The organism is Kitasatospora sp. NPDC004669 (assembly GCF_040609455.1).
Taxonomy (GTDB): domain Bacteria; phylum Actinomycetota; class Actinomycetes; order Streptomycetales; family Streptomycetaceae; genus Kitasatospora.
This window is the reverse complement of the sequence record NZ_JBEXKB010000018.1, coordinates 111291-132899: the sequence shown is the minus strand read 5'-3', so window position 1 is coordinate 132899 and position 21609 is coordinate 111291. Positions and strand designations below refer to the sequence as shown.

General features: G+C 71.0%; 27 protein-coding genes. 13 read left to right on the top strand and 14 right to left on the bottom strand.

Annotated features, from left to right (window positions below):
* Nucleotides 1-63 precede the first annotated feature (63 nt).
* Together ABZW30_RS18005 and ABZW30_RS18000 are read right to left on the bottom strand one after the other, a co-directional pair.
* Nucleotides 64-474: a (2Fe-2S) ferredoxin domain-containing protein gene (locus tag ABZW30_RS18005; RefSeq protein WP_355672069.1), complete on the bottom strand. Its 411-nt coding sequence runs from the start codon at nucleotides 472-474 to the stop codon at nucleotides 64-66.
* Nucleotides 475-843: 369 nt separating this feature from the next.
* Nucleotides 844-2499, bottom strand: a complete 1656-nt coding sequence (locus ABZW30_RS18000) for an FAD-binding dehydrogenase (protein ID WP_355672068.1) — start codon at nucleotides 2497-2499, stop codon at nucleotides 844-846.
* A 318-nt stretch (nucleotides 2500-2817) separates the two neighbouring features.
* Between ABZW30_RS18000 and ABZW30_RS17995 the strand changes: the two genes are divergently transcribed.
* Nucleotides 2818-3756, top strand: a complete 939-nt coding sequence (locus ABZW30_RS17995; protein WP_355672067.1) for an SGNH/GDSL hydrolase family protein — start codon at nucleotides 2818-2820, stop codon at nucleotides 3754-3756.
* Between the two features lie 103 nt (nucleotides 3757-3859).
* On the opposite strand, the gene ABZW30_RS17990 is transcribed toward ABZW30_RS17995, so the two are convergent.
* Complete coding sequence (locus tag ABZW30_RS17990) at nucleotides 3860-4954, bottom strand: HoxN/HupN/NixA family nickel/cobalt transporter (protein WP_355672066.1); 1095 nt, start codon at nucleotides 4952-4954, stop codon at nucleotides 3860-3862.
* Between the two features lie 277 nt (nucleotides 4955-5231).
* Between ABZW30_RS17990 and ABZW30_RS17985 the strand changes: the two genes are divergently transcribed.
* From ABZW30_RS17985 to ABZW30_RS17960, 6 genes are all read left to right on the top strand, one after another.
* Entirely contained in the window at nucleotides 5232-7082 is a 1851-nt protein-coding gene (locus ABZW30_RS17985; RefSeq protein ID WP_355672065.1) for a CocE/NonD family hydrolase, read from the top strand.
* Nucleotides 7083-7160: 78 nt separating this feature from the next.
* Complete coding sequence (locus ABZW30_RS17980) at nucleotides 7161-7856, top strand: aspartate/glutamate racemase family protein (protein ID WP_355672064.1); 696 nt, start codon at nucleotides 7161-7163, stop codon at nucleotides 7854-7856.
* 196 nt (nucleotides 7857-8052) lie between these two features.
* On the top strand, nucleotides 8053-8808 hold the full coding sequence (locus ABZW30_RS17975) for an alpha/beta hydrolase (protein ID WP_355672063.1): 756 nt from the start codon (nucleotides 8053-8055) through the stop codon (nucleotides 8806-8808).
* A gap of 103 nt (nucleotides 8809-8911) precedes the next feature.
* Entirely contained in the window at nucleotides 8912-9505 is a 594-nt protein-coding gene (locus ABZW30_RS17970; RefSeq protein WP_355672062.1) for a class I SAM-dependent methyltransferase, read from the top strand.
* Between the two features lie 70 nt (nucleotides 9506-9575).
* Nucleotides 9576-9977, top strand: a complete 402-nt coding sequence (locus tag ABZW30_RS17965; RefSeq protein WP_355672061.1) for a hypothetical protein — start codon at nucleotides 9576-9578, stop codon at nucleotides 9975-9977.
* A 150-nt stretch (nucleotides 9978-10127) separates the two neighbouring features.
* Complete coding sequence (locus ABZW30_RS17960; protein ID WP_355672060.1) at nucleotides 10128-10448, top strand: hypothetical protein; 321 nt, start codon at nucleotides 10128-10130, stop codon at nucleotides 10446-10448.
* 332 nt (nucleotides 10449-10780) lie between these two features.
* On the opposite strand, the gene ABZW30_RS17955 is transcribed toward ABZW30_RS17960, so the two are convergent.
* The 3 genes from ABZW30_RS17955 to ABZW30_RS17945 form a co-directional block, all read right to left on the bottom strand.
* Nucleotides 10781-11311 (bottom strand): DinB family protein, encoded by a 531-nt coding sequence (locus ABZW30_RS17955; protein WP_355672059.1) that lies wholly within the window; start codon nucleotides 11309-11311, stop codon nucleotides 10781-10783.
* 338 nt (nucleotides 11312-11649) lie between these two features.
* A complete protein-coding gene (locus ABZW30_RS17950) occupies nucleotides 11650-11928 on the bottom strand; it encodes a hypothetical protein (RefSeq protein WP_355672058.1) in 279 nt (92 codons plus the stop codon).
* Nucleotides 11925-12293 carry an ATP-binding protein gene (locus tag ABZW30_RS17945; RefSeq protein WP_355672057.1) on the bottom strand — a complete coding sequence of 123 codons (369 nt, stop codon included), beginning with the start codon at nucleotides 12291-12293 and terminating at the stop codon, nucleotides 11925-11927. Before ABZW30_RS17945 ends, ABZW30_RS17950 begins: the two co-directional genes overlap by 4 nt.
* Nucleotides 12294-12587: 294 nt before the next feature.
* Between ABZW30_RS17945 and ABZW30_RS17940 the strand changes: the two genes are divergently transcribed.
* Nucleotides 12588-13451, top strand: a complete 864-nt coding sequence (locus tag ABZW30_RS17940; RefSeq protein ID WP_355672056.1) for a helix-turn-helix transcriptional regulator — start codon at nucleotides 12588-12590, stop codon at nucleotides 13449-13451.
* Nucleotides 13448-13744, top strand: coding sequence for a DUF397 domain-containing protein (locus ABZW30_RS17935; RefSeq protein ID WP_355672055.1), 297 nt, complete (start codon nucleotides 13448-13450; stop codon nucleotides 13742-13744). Before ABZW30_RS17940 ends, ABZW30_RS17935 begins: the two co-directional genes overlap by 4 nt.
* Here ABZW30_RS17935 and ABZW30_RS17930 read toward each other — a convergent pair.
* Together ABZW30_RS17930 and ABZW30_RS17925 are read right to left on the bottom strand one after the other, a co-directional pair.
* Nucleotides 13741-14445 (bottom strand): tetratricopeptide repeat protein, encoded by a 705-nt coding sequence (locus ABZW30_RS17930; RefSeq protein WP_355672054.1) that lies wholly within the window; start codon nucleotides 14443-14445, stop codon nucleotides 13741-13743. The genes ABZW30_RS17935 and ABZW30_RS17930 overlap by 4 nt on opposite strands.
* 17 nt (nucleotides 14446-14462) lie before the next feature.
* A complete protein-coding gene (locus ABZW30_RS17925; protein ID WP_355672053.1) occupies nucleotides 14463-14771 on the bottom strand; it encodes a cupin domain-containing protein in 309 nt (102 codons plus the stop codon).
* Nucleotides 14772-14842: 71 nt separating this feature from the next.
* Between ABZW30_RS17925 and ABZW30_RS17920 the strand changes: the two genes are divergently transcribed.
* On the top strand, nucleotides 14843-15667 hold the full coding sequence (locus ABZW30_RS17920; protein ID WP_355672052.1) for a hypothetical protein: 825 nt from the start codon (nucleotides 14843-14845) through the stop codon (nucleotides 15665-15667).
* A 47-nt stretch (nucleotides 15668-15714) separates the two neighbouring features.
* Complete coding sequence (locus tag ABZW30_RS17915) at nucleotides 15715-16479, top strand: GNAT family N-acetyltransferase (RefSeq protein ID WP_355672051.1); 765 nt, start codon at nucleotides 15715-15717, stop codon at nucleotides 16477-16479.
* Between the two features lie 40 nt (nucleotides 16480-16519).
* Here the strand turns inward: ABZW30_RS17915 and ABZW30_RS17910 are convergent, their stop codons facing one another.
* Nucleotides 16520-17434, bottom strand: a complete 915-nt coding sequence (locus ABZW30_RS17910; RefSeq protein WP_355672050.1) for an aminoglycoside phosphotransferase family protein — start codon at nucleotides 17432-17434, stop codon at nucleotides 16520-16522.
* A gap of 42 nt (nucleotides 17435-17476) precedes the next feature.
* A complete protein-coding gene (locus ABZW30_RS17905; RefSeq protein WP_355672049.1) occupies nucleotides 17477-18172 on the bottom strand; it encodes an SDR family oxidoreductase in 696 nt (231 codons plus the stop codon).
* A 69-nt stretch (nucleotides 18173-18241) separates the two neighbouring features.
* Here ABZW30_RS17905 and ABZW30_RS17900 point away from each other — a divergent pair, with 69 nt between their 5' ends.
* The gene (locus ABZW30_RS17900; RefSeq protein ID WP_355672048.1) at nucleotides 18242-19063 is read left to right on the top strand and encodes a LysR family transcriptional regulator; all 822 of its coding nucleotides are present in this window, start codon (nucleotides 18242-18244) and stop codon (nucleotides 19061-19063) included.
* A gap of 19 nt (nucleotides 19064-19082) precedes the next feature.
* Here ABZW30_RS17900 and ABZW30_RS17895 read toward each other — a convergent pair whose 3' ends face one another.
* Both ABZW30_RS17895 and ABZW30_RS17890 read right to left on the bottom strand, forming a co-directional pair.
* On the bottom strand, nucleotides 19083-19319 hold the full coding sequence (locus tag ABZW30_RS17895) for a hypothetical protein (RefSeq protein WP_355672047.1): 237 nt from the start codon (nucleotides 19317-19319) through the stop codon (nucleotides 19083-19085).
* Between the two features lie 109 nt (nucleotides 19320-19428).
* Entirely contained in the window at nucleotides 19429-19977 is a 549-nt protein-coding gene (locus tag ABZW30_RS17890; RefSeq protein WP_355672046.1) for a hypothetical protein, read from the bottom strand.
* Here ABZW30_RS17890 and ABZW30_RS17885 point away from each other — a divergent pair.
* Nucleotides 19958-20338: an SDR family NAD(P)-dependent oxidoreductase gene (locus tag ABZW30_RS17885; protein WP_355672045.1), complete on the top strand. Its 381-nt coding sequence runs from the start codon at nucleotides 19958-19960 to the stop codon at nucleotides 20336-20338. The genes ABZW30_RS17890 and ABZW30_RS17885 overlap by 20 nt on opposite strands.
* Here ABZW30_RS17885 and ABZW30_RS17880 read toward each other — a convergent pair.
* Nucleotides 20326-20982, bottom strand: coding sequence for an HAD family hydrolase (locus ABZW30_RS17880; RefSeq protein WP_355672044.1), 657 nt, complete (start codon nucleotides 20980-20982; stop codon nucleotides 20326-20328). The genes ABZW30_RS17885 and ABZW30_RS17880 overlap by 13 nt on opposite strands.
* A 30-nt stretch (nucleotides 20983-21012) precedes the next feature.
* Nucleotides 21013-21537 carry a hypothetical protein gene (locus ABZW30_RS17875; RefSeq protein WP_355672043.1) on the bottom strand — a complete coding sequence of 175 codons (525 nt, stop codon included), beginning with the start codon at nucleotides 21535-21537 and terminating at the stop codon, nucleotides 21013-21015.
* Nucleotides 21538-21609: the final 72 nt, after the last annotated feature.

The window sequence follows — 21609 nt, the reverse complement described above, 5'->3', positions numbered from 1 at the left end:
TGGTAGTGGTCCGGCCTCGCGGCCGCCCCGGGACTTCGATCTGACGATCCGTCAGCAAGGGGGTCAGTCCGGCAGCGCCTCGCGCACCCGGCGGGAGACCGAGATCAGCTGGAGGTCGAGCAGACCGGGCGGGTCGGCGAGGCCGGGGCCGCCGGCGTGCACCCAGGCGGCTATGTCGTCGATCATCTCGTCCATCAGCACGAAGCCGAGCCAGACCGGACGGCCGCCCGCCGCCCGGCCCTCGCTGGACGGGCCGACCACCACGACGTTGGACTGGGTGCAGACGTCCAGGCACTTCACCGCACGGACCCGGCCCGCCGAGCCGACCACCGTCCGCAGCCGCTCGTACTGCCCCGCGTGGTCCACCCCGGGGTGCTTCGCCTCGGTGCCGCAGCAGCAGCCGCGGCAGACGGTCACGGTCACCGGGGACCCGGCACCCTGCTTCCGGTCGCGGTCGCGGTCACGGCGGCTCATCGGCTCTGCTCCCCCTCGGGTCGGCGGGCCCCGGTCGGCGGCACGCTCTGCACCGGAACTGTACCGGGCGCCCGGGGACCCTCCGCCGGGCCGGGCGCTCCTCATCAGGATGCCCAGGGTCCCGCGCCGACACGGGGCAGTTTCCAGGGAAGGACGGGCGGATGCCGAAGCGGAGGGGCGTGGGCCTGTGGTTCTCGGTGGCCGTGGGCGTGCTCGGGATCCTGTGCGGGGCGCTCGGGCTCTCGGTGGTCCTCACCGGCGGCTACTCGGTCCACCGGATGGACGGTACGGCGATGGGGCGGGACTGCGGCAGGGCGACCCGGAGCCGACGGCCCGCACCGTCAAGGCCCGCACCGTCGAGGCCCACCGCTACGCCACGGCCTCCGCCGCCGCCCGTCCCGCCGTCCGCCCGGAGAACAGGCAGCCGCCGAGGAACGTCCCCTCCAGCGAGCGGTAGCCGTGCACGCCCCCGCCGCCGAAGCCGGCCGCCTCGCCCGCCGCGTAGACGCCGGGCAGCACCTCGCCGTCCGGGCGCAGCACCCGCGAGGACAGATCGGTCTCCAGGCCCCCGAGCGACTTGCGGGTCAGGATGTTGAGCCGGACGGCGATCAGCGGGGCGGCGGCCGGGTCGAGGATGCGGTGCGGGGCGACGGTGCGGACGAGCTTGTCGCCGAGGTAGCGGCGGGCGCCGTGGATGGCGGTGATCTGGAGGTCCTTGGCGAAGGGGTTGGTCACCTGCCGGTCGCGGTCCTCGACGGTGCGGCGCAGCTCGTCCGGGTCGATCAGCGGTTCGCGGGTCTTGGCGTTCATGCCCCGGGCGAGGTCCGCGAGGTCGCCGGCGACCACGAAGTCCGGGCCGCGCCGCAGGTGCCCCTGGACCGGCCCTGGGGCGCCGGGCAGCGCCCGTCCGAGCACCGCGCGGACGGACTTGCCGGTGAGGTCGGGGTTCTGTTCGGAGCCGGAGAGGGTGAACTCCTTCTCGATGATGCGCTGGTTGAGCACGAACCAGGTGTGCTCGTGGCCGCTCGCCATGATGTGTTCGAGGGTGCCGAGGGTGTCGAAGCCGGGGAAGAGCGGGACGGGCAGCCGCCGGCCGCGCGCGTCCAGCCAGAGCGAGGAGGGGCCGGGCAGGATGCGGATGCCGTGCCGGGCCCAGATCGGGTCCCAGTTCTCGATGCCCTCGGTGTAGTGCCACATCCGGTCGCCGTTGATCAGGTTGGCGCCGGCCCGTCCGGCGATCTCCAGCATCAGGCCGTCGACGTGCGCGGGCACCCCGGAGAGCAGCTTGGCGGGCGGGGTGCCGAGCCGGGCGGGCCAGGCCTTGCGGACCAGGTCGTGGTTGCCGCCGATGCCGCCGGAGGTGACGATCACGGCCTGGGCGCGCAGTTCGAAGCTCCCGGCGACCTCGCGCGAGCTGGCCTCGCCGCGGCCGGCCGGGCTGGGCACCAGCACCTCGCCGGTGACGGTGTCGGTGACGCCCGCGGTCGCGGACAGCCCGGTGACCCGGTGCCGGAAACGCAGGTCGACCAGTCCGCGGGCGGCGGCGGAGCGGACCCGCCGGACGAAGGGGGCGAGCAGCCCGGGCCCGGTGCCCCAGGTGATGTGGAAGCGCGGCACCGAGTTGCCGGGCCCGTCGGCGAGGAAGCCGCCGCGCTCGGCCCAGCCGACCACCGGGAAGAACCGCACGCCCATGCCGTGCAGCCAGGCGCGCTTCTCGCCGGCCGCGAAGTCGACGTAGGCCTCGGCCCAGCGGCGCGGCCAGGCGTCCTCGGGCCGGTCGAAGCCGGCCGTGCCGAGCCAGTCCTGCCGGGCGAGGGCGTGCGAGTCGCGGATGCGCATCCGGCGCTGCTCGGGCGAGTCGACCAGGAAGAGGCCGCCGAAGGACCAGTGCGCCTGGCCTCCGAGGGAGGCGGCGGGCTCCTGGTCGAGCAGGATCACCTTCCGCCCGGCGTCGGCGAGTTCGGCGGTGGCGGCGAGGCCGGCGAGTCCCGCTCCGATGACGATGACGTCGGCGTCCAGGGCCATTGCGCAGTCCTCCGTCGCGGCTGTCGGTGTGCGCCCGATAGTGCGGCCTGGGGTGACGCCCGGTCAACCGGTCGGTAACAAGCGCCGACACGAATTCCGCTCCACCCCGTTTCGGAAATATCTCCGATACACGGTGGAGCGGAATTCGAAATGTCACCCAGTGCCATCTGACGGAATTTCCGGAATTTCCGCCGAAACGATGGACGTGCGCGAAACCTGGCAGTAACTTACCTGCGAGTAGCTGTGGCCCGGCTCGGCACGACCCCCACCCCTCGAACCACGACCCCCACCCGTCGTTTCTCTCCCCCAGGAGGAACCGTGCTCCGCCCTGCCCGGAATTCCCGGCGACTCCGCAATTCCACCGCGCTCGCCGCCGTCGCCCTCGGCGCCGCCCTCGCGCTCACCTCCACCACCGCCCAGGCCGCGACCGCCGCACCGAAACACGTCGTGGCACTCGGCGACTCCTACGCCGCCGGCGCCGGAGTGCCCGGCCAGTCGGCCGGGCTGTGCCTGCGCTCCGACCACAACTACGGCCACCTGGTCGCCGCCGCGCTCAAGGCCGGCGCCTACACCGACGTCACCTGCGCGGCCGCCAAGGTCAAGGCCATGACCCAGCCGCAGTACGACGCCTTCATCCGGGTCAACGACCCGCAGCTGGACTCGGTGACCGGCGACACCGACCTGGTCACCCTCGGGATCGGCGGCAACGACCTCGCGTCCAGCGACCTCGGCCTCGGCGAACTGGTCGCCACCTGCATCGCCGGCGCGGTGGTCAACCCGCTCGGCACGCCCTGCAAGGACGTCTACCACCACGGCTACTGGGACTGGAACACCTGGTCCTGGCAGTACGGCAACGACGACCTGGCCGAGCGGATCACCACCACCATCGCCCCGCAGATCGCCACCACCCTGAAACAGATCCACGCCAAGGCGCCCAAGGCCAGGGTGCTGCTGGTCGGCTACCCGTCCGTGCTGCCCGCCGACGGCTCGAAGTGCGTCCTGCGCCAGCCGGTGACGCCGGGCGACGTCGAGTACATGTACGGCGTGCTCAACAAGCTGAACGCCGCCCTCAAGTCCACGGCGGCGGCGGGCGGCGCGACGTACGTGGACACCGCGACGCCGACCGTCGGGCACGACGTCTGCTCGGACGACCGCTGGATCGAGGGCGCGCTGCCCGGCTCACCCGCCGTGCCGTTCCACCCGAACGCGACCGGCGAGCAGGTGATGGCGGACGCGGTGCTCGCCGCGCTGCGGTGACACCCGCCGTCGAACGAGCCCCGTCAAGCCCGTAAGAGCCCGTGAAGCCCCGAGGGGCCGGTGACCAGACCCCGGTCACCGGCCCCTCGGCTTTCCCGTCAGGTCACTCCGACTCGGCCGCGGCCAGCCCCGCCGACCACTTCTCCTCGACCTTGCCGAACTTCCAGAACGCGATCGCCCCGATCCAGGTCAGCACGAACAGGCCGACGATCGCGTAGCCGACGAAGTTGAGGTCCAGCCCGCCGATCCACGCGATCGGGCCGCTGGTGATGTCCAGCTTCTCGCCGATCAGGCCGATCAGCTCGATCAGGCCGATGACCAGCGCGACCAGCACCGACAGGCCGGTGACGGTCAGGTTGTAGTAGATCTTGCGGACCGGCTTGGAGAACGCCCACTCGTAGGCGAAGTTCATGAACGAGCCGTCGATGGTGTCCAGCAGGCTCATCCCGGCCGCGAACAGGATCGGCAGCGTCAACAGCGCGTACCAGGGCAGCGAGAAGGCCGCCGCGCCGCCGGCCAGCACCAGCAGCGACACCTCGGTGGCGGTGTCGAAACCCAGGCCGAACAGCAGGCCCACCGGGTACATGTGCCAGGGCTTGGTGACCGCCCGGGTGACCTTGCCGAGGATCCGGTTCATCAGCCCGCGCCGCTCCAACTGGCGCTCCAGCTCGGCCTCGTCGTACTCGCCCTCGCGCATCCGGCGGAACACCTTGAGGATGCCGTTGAACGCGCCCAGGTTGATCAGGCCGAGCAGCAGCAGGAAGGTGCCGGAGACGGCGGTGCCGATCAGGCCGGTCATCCTGTGCAGGGTGGAGTCGTCCGCCTCCACCTGGTCGGCGAGCGAGCGGATGCCGAAGGCCAACAGCGCGCAGAGGCCGAAGACGATCGAGGAGTGCCCGAGCGAGAACCAGAAGCCGACCGACAGCGGCCGCTTGCCCTGGCCCATCAGCTTGCGGGTGGTGTTGTCGATCGCCGCGATGTGGTCGGCGTCGAAGGCGTGCCGCATGCCGAGGGTGTAGGCGGTCAGGCCCATGCCCGCGCCGAAGACCTGGCCGCCGACGTCGTAGTGCTCGGGCGCGACCAGCGCGAGCAGGGTGAACCAGCCGACCACGTGCAGCGCGAGGATGAAGCCGCCCATCCCGGCCAGGCGCATCCACTCCTCACGGGTGAGCCGGTCACGCCAGCGGGGGCCGGTCATCGTCTTGTCCTTTCGGCAGGGCGGTCAGAGCTGGGCCATCTTTGCCCCCTTGGGCAAGTAGTTGCAAGTCATACGCAATTACAGGTCGGTCTCGGGGCCGGACCGATTCACGTCCGTCCCCGCCCGGCCGAGCAGGGCATAGCCACTTCGTCCCATCTCATCAGGAAATCCGCCGCTTCCTCCCCTAGGGTCGGAATGCCGACAGCCCGCGGTGCGATCCCCGTACGCACCGCGGGCCGCTCGACGCTCACCGGCCCGGGACCCGATGGGAGCGGCCATGCCGTCCTACCCCTTCCACACCACCCGCGAGGACGTCCGCATCCCGCTGCCCGACGACACCCAGCTGGCCGCCCGGCTGTGGCGCCCGGTCAGCGACGAGCCCGTCCCGGCCCTGCTGGAGTACTCGGCCGACCGCCTGTCCGACCGCACCGCCGCCGAGGACGCCCGCCGCCACCCCTGGTACGCCGGCCACGGCTACGCCGCCGTCCGGGTCGACACCCGGGGCCACGGCAACTCCGGCGGCCTGCCCGCCGAACCCGACGGCGAGCAGGAACTCATCGACGGCACCGCCGTCATCGACTGGCTGGCCCGCCGCCCCTGGTGCAACGGCCGGGTCGGCCTGCTGGGCGTCGGCGCCGCCGGCACCACCGCGCTGCGGCTCGCCGCCCGCACCCCGAACACCGTCGGCGCGGCCGTCGTCGCCTGCCCCGAGGGCGGCCACCGGCTCGGCGGCGCCGTCCTCGCAGCCGACCTGCACGCCCGGCTCACCGCCCTGGTCGCCGACGCCGCCCTCCCCCCGGACCCGCGGCACACCGGCGACGCCTGGCGCTCCGGCTGGCTGGCCCGGATGGAGTCGCTGGAACCCCCGGTCGACGCCTGGCTCGCCGCCGGGGACACCACCGTGCCGGTCTCCGTCCCGGTGTTCGCGGTCGCCGGCTGGGGCGACCCGTCCTGCTCCTTCGTCCTGCGCCTGCTGGCCGAATCCCCCACCGCGCACGCCCTGCTCGGCCCCTGGCCGCACGGCCTGCCCGAGGCCGCCCTGCCCGAGACCCTGCGCTGGTGGGACCACTGGCTGCGCGGCGTCGACACCGGCGCCCTCAAGGAACCGGCCCTGCGCAGCTGGATCAGCACCCGCTGGGCCGGCGAGGACAGCTGGCCCTCCCCCGACGTCCGGGAGATCCACTACGACCTGGACGGCCAGCTGAGCACCGCCGGCACCTCCTCCGACGACCGCTACGTCCACGTCCGCTCCCCCCAGCACACCGGCCTCAACGCCGGCGCCTACGTCCCGCACGGCCGCCCCGCCGACCAGCCGCCGGACCAGCGCGAGGAGGACGGCCGCTCGGTCTGCTTCGACTCCCAGCCGCTGCCCGAGCCGATCGAGCTGCTCGGCGCCCCGACGGCGCGGCTTCGGCTTCGGCTCCGCGAGGACGGCGGGTCCGTCCAGGTCGTGGCCCGGCTCTGCGCGGTCGGCCCGGAGGGCACCTCGCAGTTGCTCACCCGGGGCGTACTGACCGCCACCGAGCCGGACGCCGAGGTCGAGCTCGCCGCCTGCGCGGCCACCGTTCCGGCCGGGCACCGGCTGCGGCTCGCCCTCTCGTCCGTCTACTGGCCGTGGGTGTGGCCGTCCGCCGATGACACCGGGTACGCCCTCGACCCGTCCCGCTCCACCCTCAGCCTGCCCGTGCGCCACCTCGCGGCGGACGTCGGCGCCGCGCCCGTCACCTTCGAGACACCCTCGCTGCCCGACCCGCTGGACATCCACCTCACCGAGCCGCTCACCGCCCGGCCCGAACACGTCACCGTCCACGACATCGGCCGCCACGAGTGGCGCACCGAACTCTCCCCCGCCACCGACGGCACCCGCACCCACCCCGACGGACTGGTCCGCGACGAGCACACCGTCACCGCGTACCGCATCCTCACCGGCGCCCCGCTCAGCGCCCAGGCCCGTACGGACCGCACGGTGCGGCTGGAACGGCCGGACATCGGCTGGGACGTCACCGTCCAGACCCGCACCCAACTGCGGTGCGACGCCGGGCACTTCCTCAGCATCGTGCAGCTGCGGGCGCTGGAGGCGGGATCGGTGGTGTTCACCCGGGAGTGGCAGCACCGGGTGCCGCGGTAGGGCCGGGAACGCCGAGAACACCACAAAGTAATCCTTATATTCTTGCCTCGATACTTTCTCCTGGCTTATAACTGACCCATGAAGACCCTCGGCCTGATCGGCGGCATGAGCTGGGAATCCACCGCCGAGTACTACCGCCTGCTGAACGAGCTCACCCGGGACCGGCTCGGCGGACTGCACTCCGCCCAACTGGTGCTCTACTCCGTCGACTTCGCCGAGATCGAGCAGCTGCAGGCGGCGGGTCGGTGGGAGGAGGCCGGCTCGATCCTGGCCGGCGCGGCGCGCTCACTGGAGGCGGCCGGCGCGGACCTGCTGCTGATCTGCACCAACACCATGCACAAGGTCGCCGACCAGGTCGCGGCGGCGGTCTCCGTGCCGCTGCTGCACCTCGCCGACGCCACCGCGGCGGCCGTCCGGGCGGCGGGCGTTCGACGGGTGGGTCTGCTGGGGACGGCGTTCACCATGGAACAGGACTTCTACCGGGGGCGATTGGCGTCCTGCGGCCTCGACGTCCTGGTGCCGGAGGCGGATTCGCGCGCCCTGGTGCACCGGGTGATCTACGAGGAGCTGTGCGTGGGGGAGGTCCGGGAGGAGTCCCGGGCGGCCTACCGGCGGGTGATCGAGGGCCTGGTGGCGGCGGGAGCGGAGGGGATCGTTCTCGGCTGCACCGAGATCGAACTGCTGATTCGACCGGAGGACAGCCCGGTCCCGGTGTTCCCCACCGCTCGTCTGCATGCGGAGGCTGCCGTGGCCGCGGCACTTGACGGACGGTGAGGAGAAACCGGGCTTGCGCCGGAGGCCGTCCAGGCTGCAGGATTTCCCCCGACCGCGACAACGAACAAGGAGGTGAGACCCCGTGAACGCTGTATCGATGTGGGTGCTCCCCCTCGCCGTCACGGTCGGGCGATAGACATAGCTGTCCGCCGGGAGCCCCCGAACACGCTTGGGCACTCCCGAAAGGCAGCACGCTATGTACGCTCTTCAGTTCACCTCTGAGTCGTCCTCGAACGGCATCCGCGAGCGCGACTTCACCCTGGGCGACGTCCCCGGCGTCCTCTGGTCGCCGGTCTCCGCCGCGGCCGACCGCGCACCCCTGGTCCTGATGGCCCACGGCGGCGGCAACCACAAGAAGCACCCGGCCATGTCCGGCCGCGCCGGCCTCCTCGTGAACGGCTGCGGCTTCCACGTCGCCGTCCTCGACGCACCCGGCCACGGCGACCGGCCGCGCACGGCACACGACGAGGCGGAAATCGCCGAGCTGTTCCGGGCCCGGGCCGCCGGCGAGCCGGAAGGCCCGATCGTCGTCCGCTACAACGACCACCTCGCGGACCTCGCCGTACCCGAGTACCGGGCGACCCTGGACGCCCTCCAGGAGCTTCCGGAGATCGGCGCCGACGGGCCGGTCGGCTTCTGGGGCATCAACATGGGAACCGCGATCGGACTGCCGTTCGTGGCCACCGAACCCCGGATCACCGCCGCCGTCCTCGGCCAGCACTGGCCCGACACCCTGGCCGAGAAGGCGAAGCAGATCACCATCCCGATCGAGTACGACATGCAGTGGGACGACGAGCACATCTCCCGTGAGGCCGGCCTCGCGCTGTTCGACGCCTTCGCCTCGAAGGAGAAGTCGCTGCACGTGAACTCGGGCAGGCACAAGGAACTCCCCCGCTTCGAGGCCGACAGCGCCGCCCGCTTCTTCGCCCGCCACCTCACCCGGGCCAGCTGACCCGCCCCGCGGCGCCCGGCCCACCGGCCGGGCTCCGCGATCCCAACCGCCGGTCCGGTGCCCGTCCGACACCGGACCGGCCGGGGACCTCTACCGTGGGGTGATGCGCGAGGAAGCCCCCTACTGGAACACCAACGTGGCCCGGCACCCCGGGATCCTGCGGGCGGTGCCGCCCGGGTGCCGGACGGCACTGGACGTGGGGTGCGGGGATGGGCTGTTGGCGGCGAGGTTGGCGCGGCGGTGCGGGCGGGTTGTCGGAGTGGATCTCTCCGGTGAGATGGTTGCGCTGGCACGGGCCGCCTACTCCGAACCCACCTTCCTGGAGGGGGACTTCCTCACCTTGGACCTGCCGGGCGAGGGCTTCGACTTCGTCTGCTCGGTCACGGCCGTCCATCACATGGACTTCGAGGCAGCCCTCATCCGGATGCGGGAACTGCTGTGCCCCGGCGGGGTGTTGGTGGTGGTCGGCCTGGCGCGGGAGGAGTCGGCGGCGGACTGGGCCCGGTGGGTCGCGGCCGCGCCGCTGGTACGGGCGGTGAAGGTGCTGCGGCGGGCGGGCGCCCCGGAGGGCATGCCCGTAGCCCCGCCGGGAATGAGCTACCGCGAGGTGCGGGAGACCGCCCGGCGGGTGCTGCCCGGGGTGCGCTACCGGTGGCACCTGTTGCGGCGTTACTCGCTGACCTGGACCAAGCCCTGACAGTCCTGTCAGTGGCGCCTGGGAGAGTTCGGCTGTGACCTGCGATGTGTGCGACCACGAGATGCGGCCGGTGCCGGTATCGGAACCTCGGCCGGACTGGGCCCTCCCGGTGAAGGAGAGCTGGTTCTGCACCTGGTGCTACGCCTGGACCGAACTCGGCCACGGCCCCCAGGAGGTCTCCCGTCCGCGCTACGAGCCGCCCGAGTGGCGCTGGGAGCGGGCCGAGTCGGAGCGCCTGTCCGCCGATGTCGCCCACGCCTACGGGCACTTCGGCACGACCCTGTGCGGCATCCGGCGGGACGGCCTGCACGCCTCGCCGTACTACTGGCTGCCGGGCCGGGACAACGCCTGCCGCGCCTGCAAGGAGGCCGCGGTCGTCATCGACCGACGCTGGCCGACGGACCCGCAGGGCGAGAAGCGCCAGCGGCCGCAGGTCACTCCCCCGCCGGGTTCCGACTGGCCGCCCTTCTAGATCGTTGACCGCGTCATCGATGGACGGTTACCAACAGGTGTCGGCGTACTCCTCTGGCTACTCCATCAAGTACGGAGATACGTGCGCCACGTTCGAGCCTGTTCCCGTAGGGTCTGCCTGGTAATTTGATCGCCTTAGGAAGGGGTCCTGTTGGAGGAGAGCGAGGCAAGGCTGCTCGCGGAGGAGTTCGGTCGTGGCTTGACCGAGCGGTGGGATGAATGGGCCTTTGAGCTCGGCCTGTGGGCGACCCCGGCTGCCATGGGCATGTTCGGCTTCACCTGGTATCCCACCGCGACGAACAAAGATGGGCGTCCGATCCGAGTTGGCGGAAACTGGCCCATCCTTGTTGACCAGGACACCGGCGCATGCCGACTCGTGCAGGGGCCGAACGAGTTCGCGACTCTCAGGGGCACGTCGGCGGCTCGCAATGCCCGCCGGGCCGCTGCCCGCAGAAAACGACCCCTCAGGTAGCCGTGGCCTCTCGTCAACCGCGGGGCAGGCTGCGTCGTCTCGTTCTCATTCGATGGCGGCGAGGCGATTCTTGAGGCGGTAGCTGTCGCGCCGAAGTCGTACAGCGCGCGATACCGCCTCAACTCCAGCCAGCGATGCGGGTCCAAGACCACCGTCGACCGCCCCTCTGCCGCCCGAACCGACGACAGTGGACTCACGGGCAACCACCGGTCATCGCATCAACTTTGGCGCACAGTCACCCGTACGAGACGGTGCATGTTGACTTCGTACGCCGACAACAGGTCGTCGCAGACGACCTGTCCTGTCAAGAGCCGGTGAGACACCGCCTCCGGCTACTCGCCGGTGGCGCCGTCGGCAAGCTCCCGGACGATGTCGAGGTGCCCGACATGCCGCGCGTACTCCTGGAGCAAATGGAACAGAACCCAGATCAGCGTTGGCCGCTCCTCCTCGGGCGGGACCCGGCCCCCGAGCGTGGCCATCCGGTCCTCCAGCCGCGCGCCGGCGACGATCGCGCGGGACCGCTCGCACTGGGCGCGGAAGAACGCCGTCACATCCTCGACGGTCTCACCCGCCTCGACACGCCATGTGCCGCCACGGGCTTCCATATCGCCCCACGGCTGTTCGACCTGCTGGCCGGCGAAGCCCCACTCCAGCCAGCGCAGCTCCACATAGGCCAGATGCTTCAACAGCTCCAGTGGAGCCCAGCCGGATGGCAGCCGGCTGTCCCGCAGCTCCTCGTCGGTTAGACCGTCCAGCTTGCGCAGCACGGCGTCACGGTTGAAATCCAGATAGCCCGCCAACAACTCGGCCGGGCTGGTGAGCGTGACATCGGGCTCCACCGGGGGACGGAATTCAGCAGTCATGGCAGGTGATGTTAAGCGGCGCCCCATAGGCAGGCCAACCACTCACAGCAAAGCGTTCCCGCCCGTCGATTACCTGGTCAACGATGCGAGCCGAGGCACTGGGGCGCGAACGAACCCGGCTCCCGTACTGTTCGGTCGCCGCTGCGCGAGCCCCGCGGCCAGGAACATCGCGCCGGGCAGCGGCGCCGGCCGCCCGGCGGGTCTGACCGGACGGCCTGAGCGGTATCGCGCGAATCAGACGGTGTCGTCCGGGCGGTGGGGCATCCGCAGGACGGCGACCGCGCCGAGGGCGACGACGGCGATGGCGAGGAGCAGGAGGAGCAGGAGGGCGAGGCCGATCAGGAGTCGCACGGGTCGCCCTCGGCCTTCTCGTGCTCGCGGTCGCGGAGCAGGGCGAGGAGGTTCAGGACGGTGCTGGCCGGGGCGTTGCCGAACCGGACGAGGACGCGGCCGTCCACGACGCTGTCGGTGGTGGCAGAGGGCCAGAGGAGCCCGAACTTGCGGCCGAGATCGTGGAGTTCGGCGATCAGGTAGGCGACCTCCGGTTCGGTGTAGGTGCGCATGAGCGGGTCGGCCGGCTCGATCGGGCGGCGGCTGCGGTCGTCGTCGGCGGTCACGCGGCGCAGTCCAGCTCGAACCAGACGGACTTGCCGGACTTCCGGGGGTCCGTGCCGAAGCGGTGGGTGAGCGACCGGACGAGGTGCAGGCCCCGGCCGGAGACGGCGTAGGGGTCGGAGCCGTCCCGCTGGATCGGGAGGGCGGGGTTCTCGTCGCTGACGGAGACGCGGAGGACGCCGTCGAGGATGACGACGACCACGATGGGCGCCGCACTGCCGCCGTGACGCCAGGCATTGACGAAGAGTTCGAGGAGCGCGATCTCGGCGTCGGCGACCAGGTCGGGCTTCCACCCGGCGCGCGAGGTCGCCTCGCGCAACTCCTCACGCGCGGCCGACCAGTCAGGGGGGAGTCCGAGGGAGAACACGAAGGAACCTCCATGGGAGTCGAAAGGCACTTCCGAGCGATTGATGATCAATCAGGAGAGACAGCTCGGAGCGTGATCGTGACGCGAGCGCACAGCTAGACACATGGTGATTGCCTTCTGTGCTCAGCTCGTCACGCTCAGCATGGAGCCAGCGGCCCCTTCTTGGCAACTCATCTCAGAATTTTGGATATATCCAAATCGAACGCCAAACCGGGCTCCTACAGTGGCAGTTGCCGGTGGCGAACGTGACCGCCGGGAAGGCAGACTGGTCCGCGAGGCTCAGAGAGGGCGGGGATGGCCGGAACAGCAGGTCCGACGGTTCGACGGAGGCAACTCGGAGCCGAGCTACGCCGCAGGAGAGAGGAAGCCGGCCTCTCGCACGAGGAAGTCGCCGAAGCTCTCAGCGGCATGAGCCAGCCGAAGCTGTCCCGTATCGAGAACGGCCGTGGCGCCACCAAGGTGGACGACGTGAAGCGGCTCCTCGCGCTCTACAAGTGCGAGGACACCGATCTGATTTCAGCACTCGTCGACATGGCCAAGAACGGCTCGCAGCGCGGCATGTGGTGGCAGAGCTACGGCGCCCACATCAGCCCCGAACTCGGCGATCTGATCACCCTGGAAGCCAGCGCCTCGTCCGTTCGCACCTACGAAGGCGCCTTCATCCCAGGCCTTTTCCAAACTCCCGCATACGCACGCGAGATCATCAAGAAGCTCAGCATGCGGCCCGACGTCAACGTCGAGGCCCTGGTCGATGTGCGCATGGCCAGGCAAGGTGCACTCACCCGGTCCGAGCCACTCACACTCTGGGCCGTCATCCACGAGGCAGCCATCCGGTCCGCTGTCGGCGGCCCCGCCGTCATGGCCGAACAACTGTCCCGTCTGATCGATCGCGCCGCCCAGCCGAATATCAACATCCAGGTCATGCCGATCGGCGCGCCGGCCCACCACGGAATGGGTGGAGCCTTCACCATTCTCGGCTTCCCGCAGCGCCAGGACCTCGATGTCGTCATGGTGGACGGCACTTTGAGCAACCTCTGGGTCGAAGAGGTCACCGACGTAGAAATCTACGGAGCGAAGTTCGACGCGATCAGGGCCGACGCCCTCGGTTTCGACGACTCGCTCGCCATCATCACTGACCAGAGAGACAAGCTCACATGACGTTCCACCCCAACGCGGCTGCCCTGAAGCTCACCTGGCGCAAGTCCTCACGCAGCAACGACTCCGGCAACTGCGTCGAGTTCGCCATGCCGGAAGAGACCACGATCTTCAAGAAGTCGTCGTACAGCGGCGGAAATCACAACTGCGTCGAGATCGCCCGCCCGGACGGATCGGCCTCGTTCATCCGCGACTCGAAGGACCCTTCCGGCCCCGCGCTGGCATTCGGCCGCGCGGCCCACACCGCCTTCATCCGTGCCGTCGCCGCCGGGGAGTTCGACTTCGGACTCCTCTAAGCGCCACTCCGCGGCGCCTCGCCCGCTCCCGGGCGAGGCGCCGCCACCCATCCGATGCCCAACTCCTTCCGGGCGTCGATGATCCAGTCCATCAACCCATACGAGTCCGTGTCATTCGCCAACACCCCGGCGCTCTGAAGGAGTTTGGCCGCATCCTTCCGCCTGCCCTCCTCCGCCGCGATCCGGGCAAGCGCAACATGGTTGGCTCCCACGCCCGGAGCGAAGTCGTACTCATCCCTCAGCCGGGTGGACTCCTCCAAGTGCGCCCTAGCCTCCCGCAGGCGCCCCGCCTTGTGATCCAGAATCCCCAGATGCCGCAGGGCATAGGAGGCCGTGAGGTCGTCGCCCACACTCCGCGCGAGATCCAGGGCACGTTCGAGGATCGGGCGGGCCACGCCCTCGTCCCCGCGAACCGCCTGGTGATACGCCCCCGTCCAGAACAGTGCCTCGGCCTGCCCCCGCACGTCGCCGAGCCGCTCGTAGATCGCCCCGGCCCGTTCGAAGAGGGCCAGCTCCTCCTCCGGCTCCACCTGCTGCGCGACGAAGCGCGCGTGCGCGATCCGCCCCCGGGCCAGCGCCAGATCCGCCTCGACCGCGTCCAAGTTCCGGTCGGCCTCGGCGAACGCCGCGTGGTCGCCCCCGAACACGCCCTGCTCGTAGAGTCGTTCTGCCTGGCTGATGCGCTCGTCCACTGCAGTCATACCGGTGATCGTAACGATCACCCCTCCTCGGGCACCTCCACAATGAGCAAGGTCCCCCGGCTGCCCGCCCGCACGGCGTGCCACGCACCCGCCGGCACCCGGCACAGTTCACCGGCACCGACCGTCAACTCCTCCGCCTCCACATCAAGTTCGAGGACGCCATCGGCGACGAACAGCACCTCGGCCGTCCCGTGCGCCTCCGCCGCCAGCTCCCGCCCGTCCATCCGCAGCACCTTCACCGCCGCCGTCCCGACCAGTCCCAACACCTGGGAACGCCAGGCATCGGGCAGGTGGGCCGCGCGCTCGTTCACGTTGACCACGTTCATGACCCGGGACGCTATCCGGACCGGACCGGAAGTTGGTTGACCGGAGGGTAAAACCTGTCAGGATCGCTCCGGTGAACGCTCGCGCGCTGTACGAGGCGCTACTCGACACCGACGGCCCGTACCAGGACGTCATCGCCCCTTGGCTCGACCAGGCCGCCACCGACGGGTACGCCTCGCGCCTGCGCAACGCCGCCGCCCCCCACGACCACTGGTGGACCGACAAAGACGACGGCTGGGACCTCCTCCAGGAGCTCTACGCCCTCAGCCGCGTCAGCGACTACCTCCTCCTCGACCCCCAACTTCCGCCGTACCTGGACCTGTTCACCGCCCTCGGGATGACCCCGTTCGAGGGCACCACCCCCTTCGACCCCTTCCTGCACGAAATCGTCGAGGTCGAGCAGGCCGAAGACCCCGACTCCCCCATCGAGATCCTCGACGTCCGCTGGCCCGGCCTGATGCTCGGCGAGCTGCTGTTCAGCCGCGCTGGGGTACGAATCCGGGCGGGCCTCGCGCACGCGGAACGCGGGGTGGCCGACCGCTGGCCGATCTACTGGACGCACCGCCGCGCCCACCGCCCCACCCGTGACCTCTCCCAGGGCTGGGGCAACAACTCCCAGTGGCGCACCGACTTCCGCCTCGACTACCGCACCGCCGACGGCGACCTGCTCAACGTCGCCGAGGACGCCCCGATCGACGGCCGCCCCGACCTCGACCCGGACGACTACGGGAACCTCGGAGCGGACGAGCGCCTGCTCACCCCCGCCGAACGCCGCGAACTACTGCACCACCGCACCTTCCTGCGCACCCCCGCGACCGCCGCCGCGTCGCCTTCCTGGGCGGCGGACCTGTGGCCCTTCGAGTGGCGACTGCCCGCCGGGACCGGTAAGCGCGGTTGAGTGCTGGATCACTGCGCATGATCGAGCCGTTTGGTAGGCAGAGGCGCATGGAAGAACTTGCACGCCTCGACGACGTCGAGGAAGCCGCAGCCGGAGACGGGCACCTCCTGTGGGCAGCTCAGGGGCAGCACGACGGCCGGCTGGGCCCGGGAGTGCGGGCCTGGCGTCACGGGACGGCCCTCGCGGTGGCGAGCCCCGATCTCTCCGGGCGGGACCGGCTGGCGGTGAAGGGTGGCGCCGATGACGCCACGCACCTGGTGCGGCACCTGCTGGGCGACCTCGGCCCGTCCTACCGCCCCGTTGGCCAGGCCTCCTTGATCGAGACGCTGATCGGCGCGGTCCCCGGTCTGTCGCCGATCCCCGAGTTCTACTGGATGGAGACCTCGACCGTTCCCGACTCGCCCGCCCTCGGGGTGGAGTGGCTGGACGAGGTGAGGGTGAAGGAGGCGACCTCGCTGTTCGACCGCTTCTTTCCCGACTCGTTCGCACAACCGGAGGACGGCATCGCGCACCGTTGGGCCGGAATCGTCGACTCCCTCGGGAGCGGCACCCCACCGGAGCCCCTGGCCGTGGCAGCCGATGTCTGGTCGGCAGTCGGCTGCGGATTCATGGCCGCCGTGTGCACCCACCCCGCCGCCCGCGGGCGTGGGCTGGCGCAGGCCGTCTGCGGCTTCGCCATCGGGGCGCTGGTGCGCCGGCACGGGCGTGCCGCCCTCATGGTCCACGCGGACAATCCGTCGGCCATCGCCGTGTACGAGCGCTTGGGCATGAGCAAGCGACTCCTCGCGGCGGCCCAGGTCGTTTCCCCGTAGGAGTCGCGGGCTTCACGGCGACCGTGAGGGTCCCGCTCCGTCAGCCGTTCTCGGCGTGGTCGGCGAGCAGCTCGCCGACCACGTACCGGGCGGTGCGCACCATCCGGGGGTTGGTCTCCCGGTAGTAGTCCAGCTCCATCAGCGCGACGGACAGCGCCCAACCCGTCCCCCGGGCCCAGGCCGCGTCGTCGGCGCCGACGGCCGTCCGGAAGGCGTCGCGCACGGAGGCCGGGAGCACGTACCAGGCGGTGATCAGGTCCACGGCCGGATCGCCGAGGCCGGCGCAGCCGAAGTCGATGACGGCGCTGAGCCGTCCCGCACCGTCGACCAGCAGGTTGCCGGGCTGGAGGTCGGCGTGGATCCAGACCGGCGGGCCGGGGTGCCCGGGCGCTCGAAGTGATGCCTCCCAGAGCGAAGTTACGGCCGCCGTGTCCACCACGTCCGTCAGCGCCCCAACCGCCCGACGGACCGCCCCGTCCCGCGCCGCCAGCGTCTCGCTGCGGTAGGAGGCCGGGCCGCCGACCGGGTTCACCCGGTGGACGGCGGTCACGAACGACGCCAAGTCGGCTGCCAGCAGCTTGGGTTGGCGCACATTCCCGGCCGCCGGGTTGGCCCCCTCCAGCCAGCGGAGCACCGACCACGGCCACGGACAGCCGTCACCCGGCTCGCCCAGACCCACCGGCACTGGTACGGCGACCGGCAGTTCGGGCGCCAGACGCCCCAACCAGGTGTGCTCCTTCTCGATGTCCTCGGCCGCCCCCGGGATGCGCGGGATCCGCACGACCAGGTCCGCGCCCAGTCGGTACATCGCGTTGCTGGTGCCCGCCGAGTCCACCAACTCGACCGGCAGGTCGGCCCACTGCGGGAATCGCGCGGCCACCATCCGGCGGACCATCGCCTCGTCGATGTCCAGTTCGTTCGCGTGCATCTTGCGGGGAGCGGGAGAGTCCGACATGGCGCCCGACCCTGCCAGCACCGATCGGACCCGGCAAACGAATTACCAGGGCACGACCCGGCCCAGGTGGTCGACGAAGTGGAGACCGGACTTCCCGCGGTGCCGCTCGATCGTCTCCGCCACTCCGGGAACGCTCTCCTCCACGCCGAGCTCGGCCTCGAACCCTCCGAGCTCGGTGCGCACCCAGCCCGGATCCACCAGCAGCAGCGTCCGCGGGTCGTCCGCCCGGCGGGCGCCGTAGCAGCGCATCAGCTGGTTCAGCGCGGACTTGCTGGCCCGGTAGAGGTCCTGCCCGCCGTCGGTGTTCAGGGTGATGCTCCCCTGGTCGGAGGACATCACGCCGACGGTTCCGGTCGGTGCGACCAGCGGGCCGAGGGCCTCCACGACGCGCATCGGACTGAGCGCGTTGGTCACCATGACCTCGGTGAACATGTCCGTCGGGACCTCGCCGATCGGGAGGTCGCCGCGAGTGACGGCGGCGTTCACGAAGAGCAGGTCCAGGGTGCGGTGGGCGAGTCGGTCGCGCAGGGCCGCGATCTGGTCCGGGTCGGTCATCTCCAGCGACTCCACGGTCAGCCGCCCACCGGAGGCGTCCGCCAGGTCGTGCAGGCCGGTGCGCGTGCTGCCGCGAACGGTACCGATGACGTCCCAGTCGCGGCGGAGGAACTCGGCGGCGAGGCCGAGGCCCAGGGTGCGGGAGGCGCCGATGATCAGGGCGGTGTTGCGGTTGTCGGTCATGGCCCGAGTCTCCGAGCGGCGCGGCCCGGGCGTCCAATACCCTTCCGGGCGCATTGATACCGTGCGGGCATGGATCTGGACCTGCGCAAGCTCCGCTACTTCGTCGCGGTCGCCGAGCACGGCCGATTCGGCCGCGCGGCACAAGCGTTGTTCATCGCGCAGCCGGTCCTGAGCCGGCAGATCCGGGCGTTCGAGCGGGAGTTGGGCTGCATGCTGTTCACCCGGACCACCCGCAGCGTCGAACTGACCTCCGCCGGACGGCAGTTGTACGAGGAGGCGCGGCGGATCACCGCGACGGTGGACGCGGCCGTACGACGCGTCCAGCAGGCGGCGCGGGGCGAACAGCGACTGGTCGTCGCTTTTTCGCCCGGCCTGCACGTGTCGGAGGCGATCCGGGCGTTCACGGCGCGGCACCCGGAGGTCGGGGTCGACGTGCTGCCCCTGCGCTGGTGGGAGCAGGACGCGCCACTGCGCGACGGCCGCGCGCACGTCGGCTACCTGCGTCGCCCCTTCGACGACGCGGGGCTGCGCACCGTCCCCATCGGGCACGAGACCAAGGTCGCCTGCCTGCCCGTGACGCATCCGCTGGCCGGCCGCCGCAGCCTCACCACGGCCGACCTCGACGGTGAGTCGATCCTCGACGCCCGGGCGCGGCGGACCTACACCTTGGACGAGAAGTTCGAGCTGATCGCCTCCGGGCAGGGCATCGCGCTCGTCCCGCTGAGCGTCGCGGGGTCGTACTCCCGCCCCGACCTCGCCTATCTGCCGGTCACCGACTTCCCACCCGTCGAGACCTGCCTGGCGGTGCCGCAGGACGGCGGCTGCGCGGGCGTCGTACGGGACTTCCTGGACCTCGCCACGGCCACGCTGCGCCACCATCCGGCCGGGTAGGCGGGGGCAGGGCTCGACGTCAGGCCCTGCCCCCGCCTCCTCCGGCCCTCCTCGCACCATGGCGGATCCACTGCCACTTGACGGCACAGGCCACGACCGGACCGACGAGCATGGACAGCATCCACAGCCCCACGCTGGCCGGCGAATAGATGTAGTACTGCCATCGGTCCGGGAGCATCGTCGGCGCGAGCAACAGCGCCACAAGTGCCGCCCAGGTCGCCAGCCACGTGATCACCATGCGTGCCGCAACGTCCATGCGTGCCCCCAGTCCGAAGTTTGAACGTGTTCAATATACGCTCGCGGCTTTCCCGGGCACAGCGAGGGGCGTCAGTTCATCCCGCAGGCACTCGCCGGAACACTCCCGCTCACTCCCTGACCGCGAGGTCCTGGCTGCCGACCACTTTGAGCAGCCGCAGCGCCGAGTGCGAGGGGGTGCCGGGCGCGGCGGTGTAGAAGATCGTCCACTGGTCCCGGTGCGGGTCGTGCAACGCCTCGCAGTCGAGGTCGAGCGGACCGACCACCGGGTGGATGATGCGCTTGCGGGTGGAGCGGCGCACCTCGACGTCCTGCCGGGCCCAGAGTTCGCGGAACTCGGCGCTGCCCGCGAGCAGCCGGTCGACCAGGCGGCGCACCCCGCTGTCGGCGGGGTAGCGGGCGGCGGCGGAGCGCAGGTCGGCGACGGCCCGGCGGGCGAACACGGCCTGGCCTGCGGGGTCGTGCAGGGCGCGGGAGTCCGAGTCGGTGAAGAAGCGCCAGATGATGTTGCGCTCGCCGGGCGGCAGGGCGGAGAAGTCGCCGAGCAGTGCGGCCGCCATCGCGTTCCAGGCGAGCACGTCGCGGGCGGCGCTGCAGACCATGGCCGGGGTGTCGTCCAGCCGGTCGAGCAGGTGCAGGATGCCCGTGGTCAACGCCATGCTGCCGCTGCTGCGCAAGTCCCCGGCCGCCCTGATCGGCAATGTCTCCAGCGGCCTCGGCAGTTTCTCCTTCCTGGCCGACCCGGAGTCCCCGATCTGGGAGCACGCGACCCTGCTCGCCTACAGCTCCTCCAAGGCCGCGCTGAACGCCGTCACGCTGGTCTACGCCCGGGCGTTGCGTGAGTCCGGCATCAAGGTCTGTGCGCTGGAGCCGGGCTACTGCGCGACCGACCTCAACGGCCACAGCGGCCACGCGAGTTCGGAGGAGGGCGGCCGGCGGATCGCCCGGCAACTGGGCGAGGCCGCCACCGGGGCGACCGGCCGGTTCTTCCGCCCGGAGGGCGGCACCTACCCCTGGTAGGCGGCGATGAGCCCGGGCAGCTCGCGCATGTCGTGGAAGACGACCGTGCCCGGCCCGGCCAGCCGCTCCGCCGCCGTGACGCCGCCCGCGTAGCCGAGCGCGCGCATCCCGGCGGCGCGGGCGGCCGTGACGCCGGGCCCGCTGTCCTCGACCACGACGCAGGCGGCGGGGTCGACGCCCATGCTCCGCGCGGCGTGCAGGAAGAGGTCGGGCGCGGGCTTGCCGCGCTCGACCTCGGTGGCGCTGAAGATCCGCCCGGCGAAGCGCTCGTAGAGGCCGGTCCGGCCCAGGGTGTGGCGCATCTTCTCGTGGGTACCGCTGGACGCCACGCAGGTCGGCAGGGTGATCGTGGCCAGTGCCTCCGGCAGTCCGTCCACCGGGGTCAACCCGGCGTCAACTGCCTCGGCGTGCAACTCGCGGAAGCGCTTGTCGAACAGTGTCGCCGTCTCCTCGCCGAGCCGCTCGGCGACCATCGCGTGGTTGGCCGCCTCGGACCGCCCGACGAACCTCTCGATCACCTCGGCCTCGCTCAGCGGCCAGCCGTACTCGTCCCCCAGCTGCACCAGGACGCGGACGGCGATGATCTCGCTGTCCACCAGGACGCCGTCGCAGTCGAATATCACCAGCTCTATCGGGTCGATCATCCTCTCAGCATAGGGGTGGGCCGTGAGCGGTCAGGGGCCCGCCGACGGGAAGTTCGCCGCCGTCTCGGGCACGCTGTCCGGCAGGTGCAACGGGTTCGAGCAGGAAAAGTCCGCCACGACGGCCTTGGCGTACTTCAACGCGAAGTCAAGGGCCGCCCGGTGAAGCTTCTCCGACCTCGACCCCTCGGGACCGCCCGTGCTAATCGTGACGTGCACGTACGGCCGACCCATGCGCGTGTTCTCCGGGTTGTCACACCGGAATCCGAGCTCCGCGAAGTACGGCCCGCTCCACCCCTGCACGTCCGCACCGAAGTCGAGCCGGCTCTGACCCGGGAGGTTCAGCTCCGAGCCTGCGCCGTCGGTGTAGTGCATGGTGGACTCGTCCATCAACTGCACGTCGACCAGCACCAGGGACTTCTCCGGGTTCTGCTGGAGATTGCACCTCTGGTCCTCGATGCCCGGGCGAAGGCGTTCCCCCTTGCCTTTCAGGTAGTGCTCGACGAACGTCCTGGGCAGCTCCTCCGTCAGCGGCGCGAGGTCGTCCCGGGTCAGCACCGACCAGCAGGCACTGGTCGACAGCTCCGTCGGTGCGTGGGCCGACCGCCACCACCACCCGAACCCGGCCCC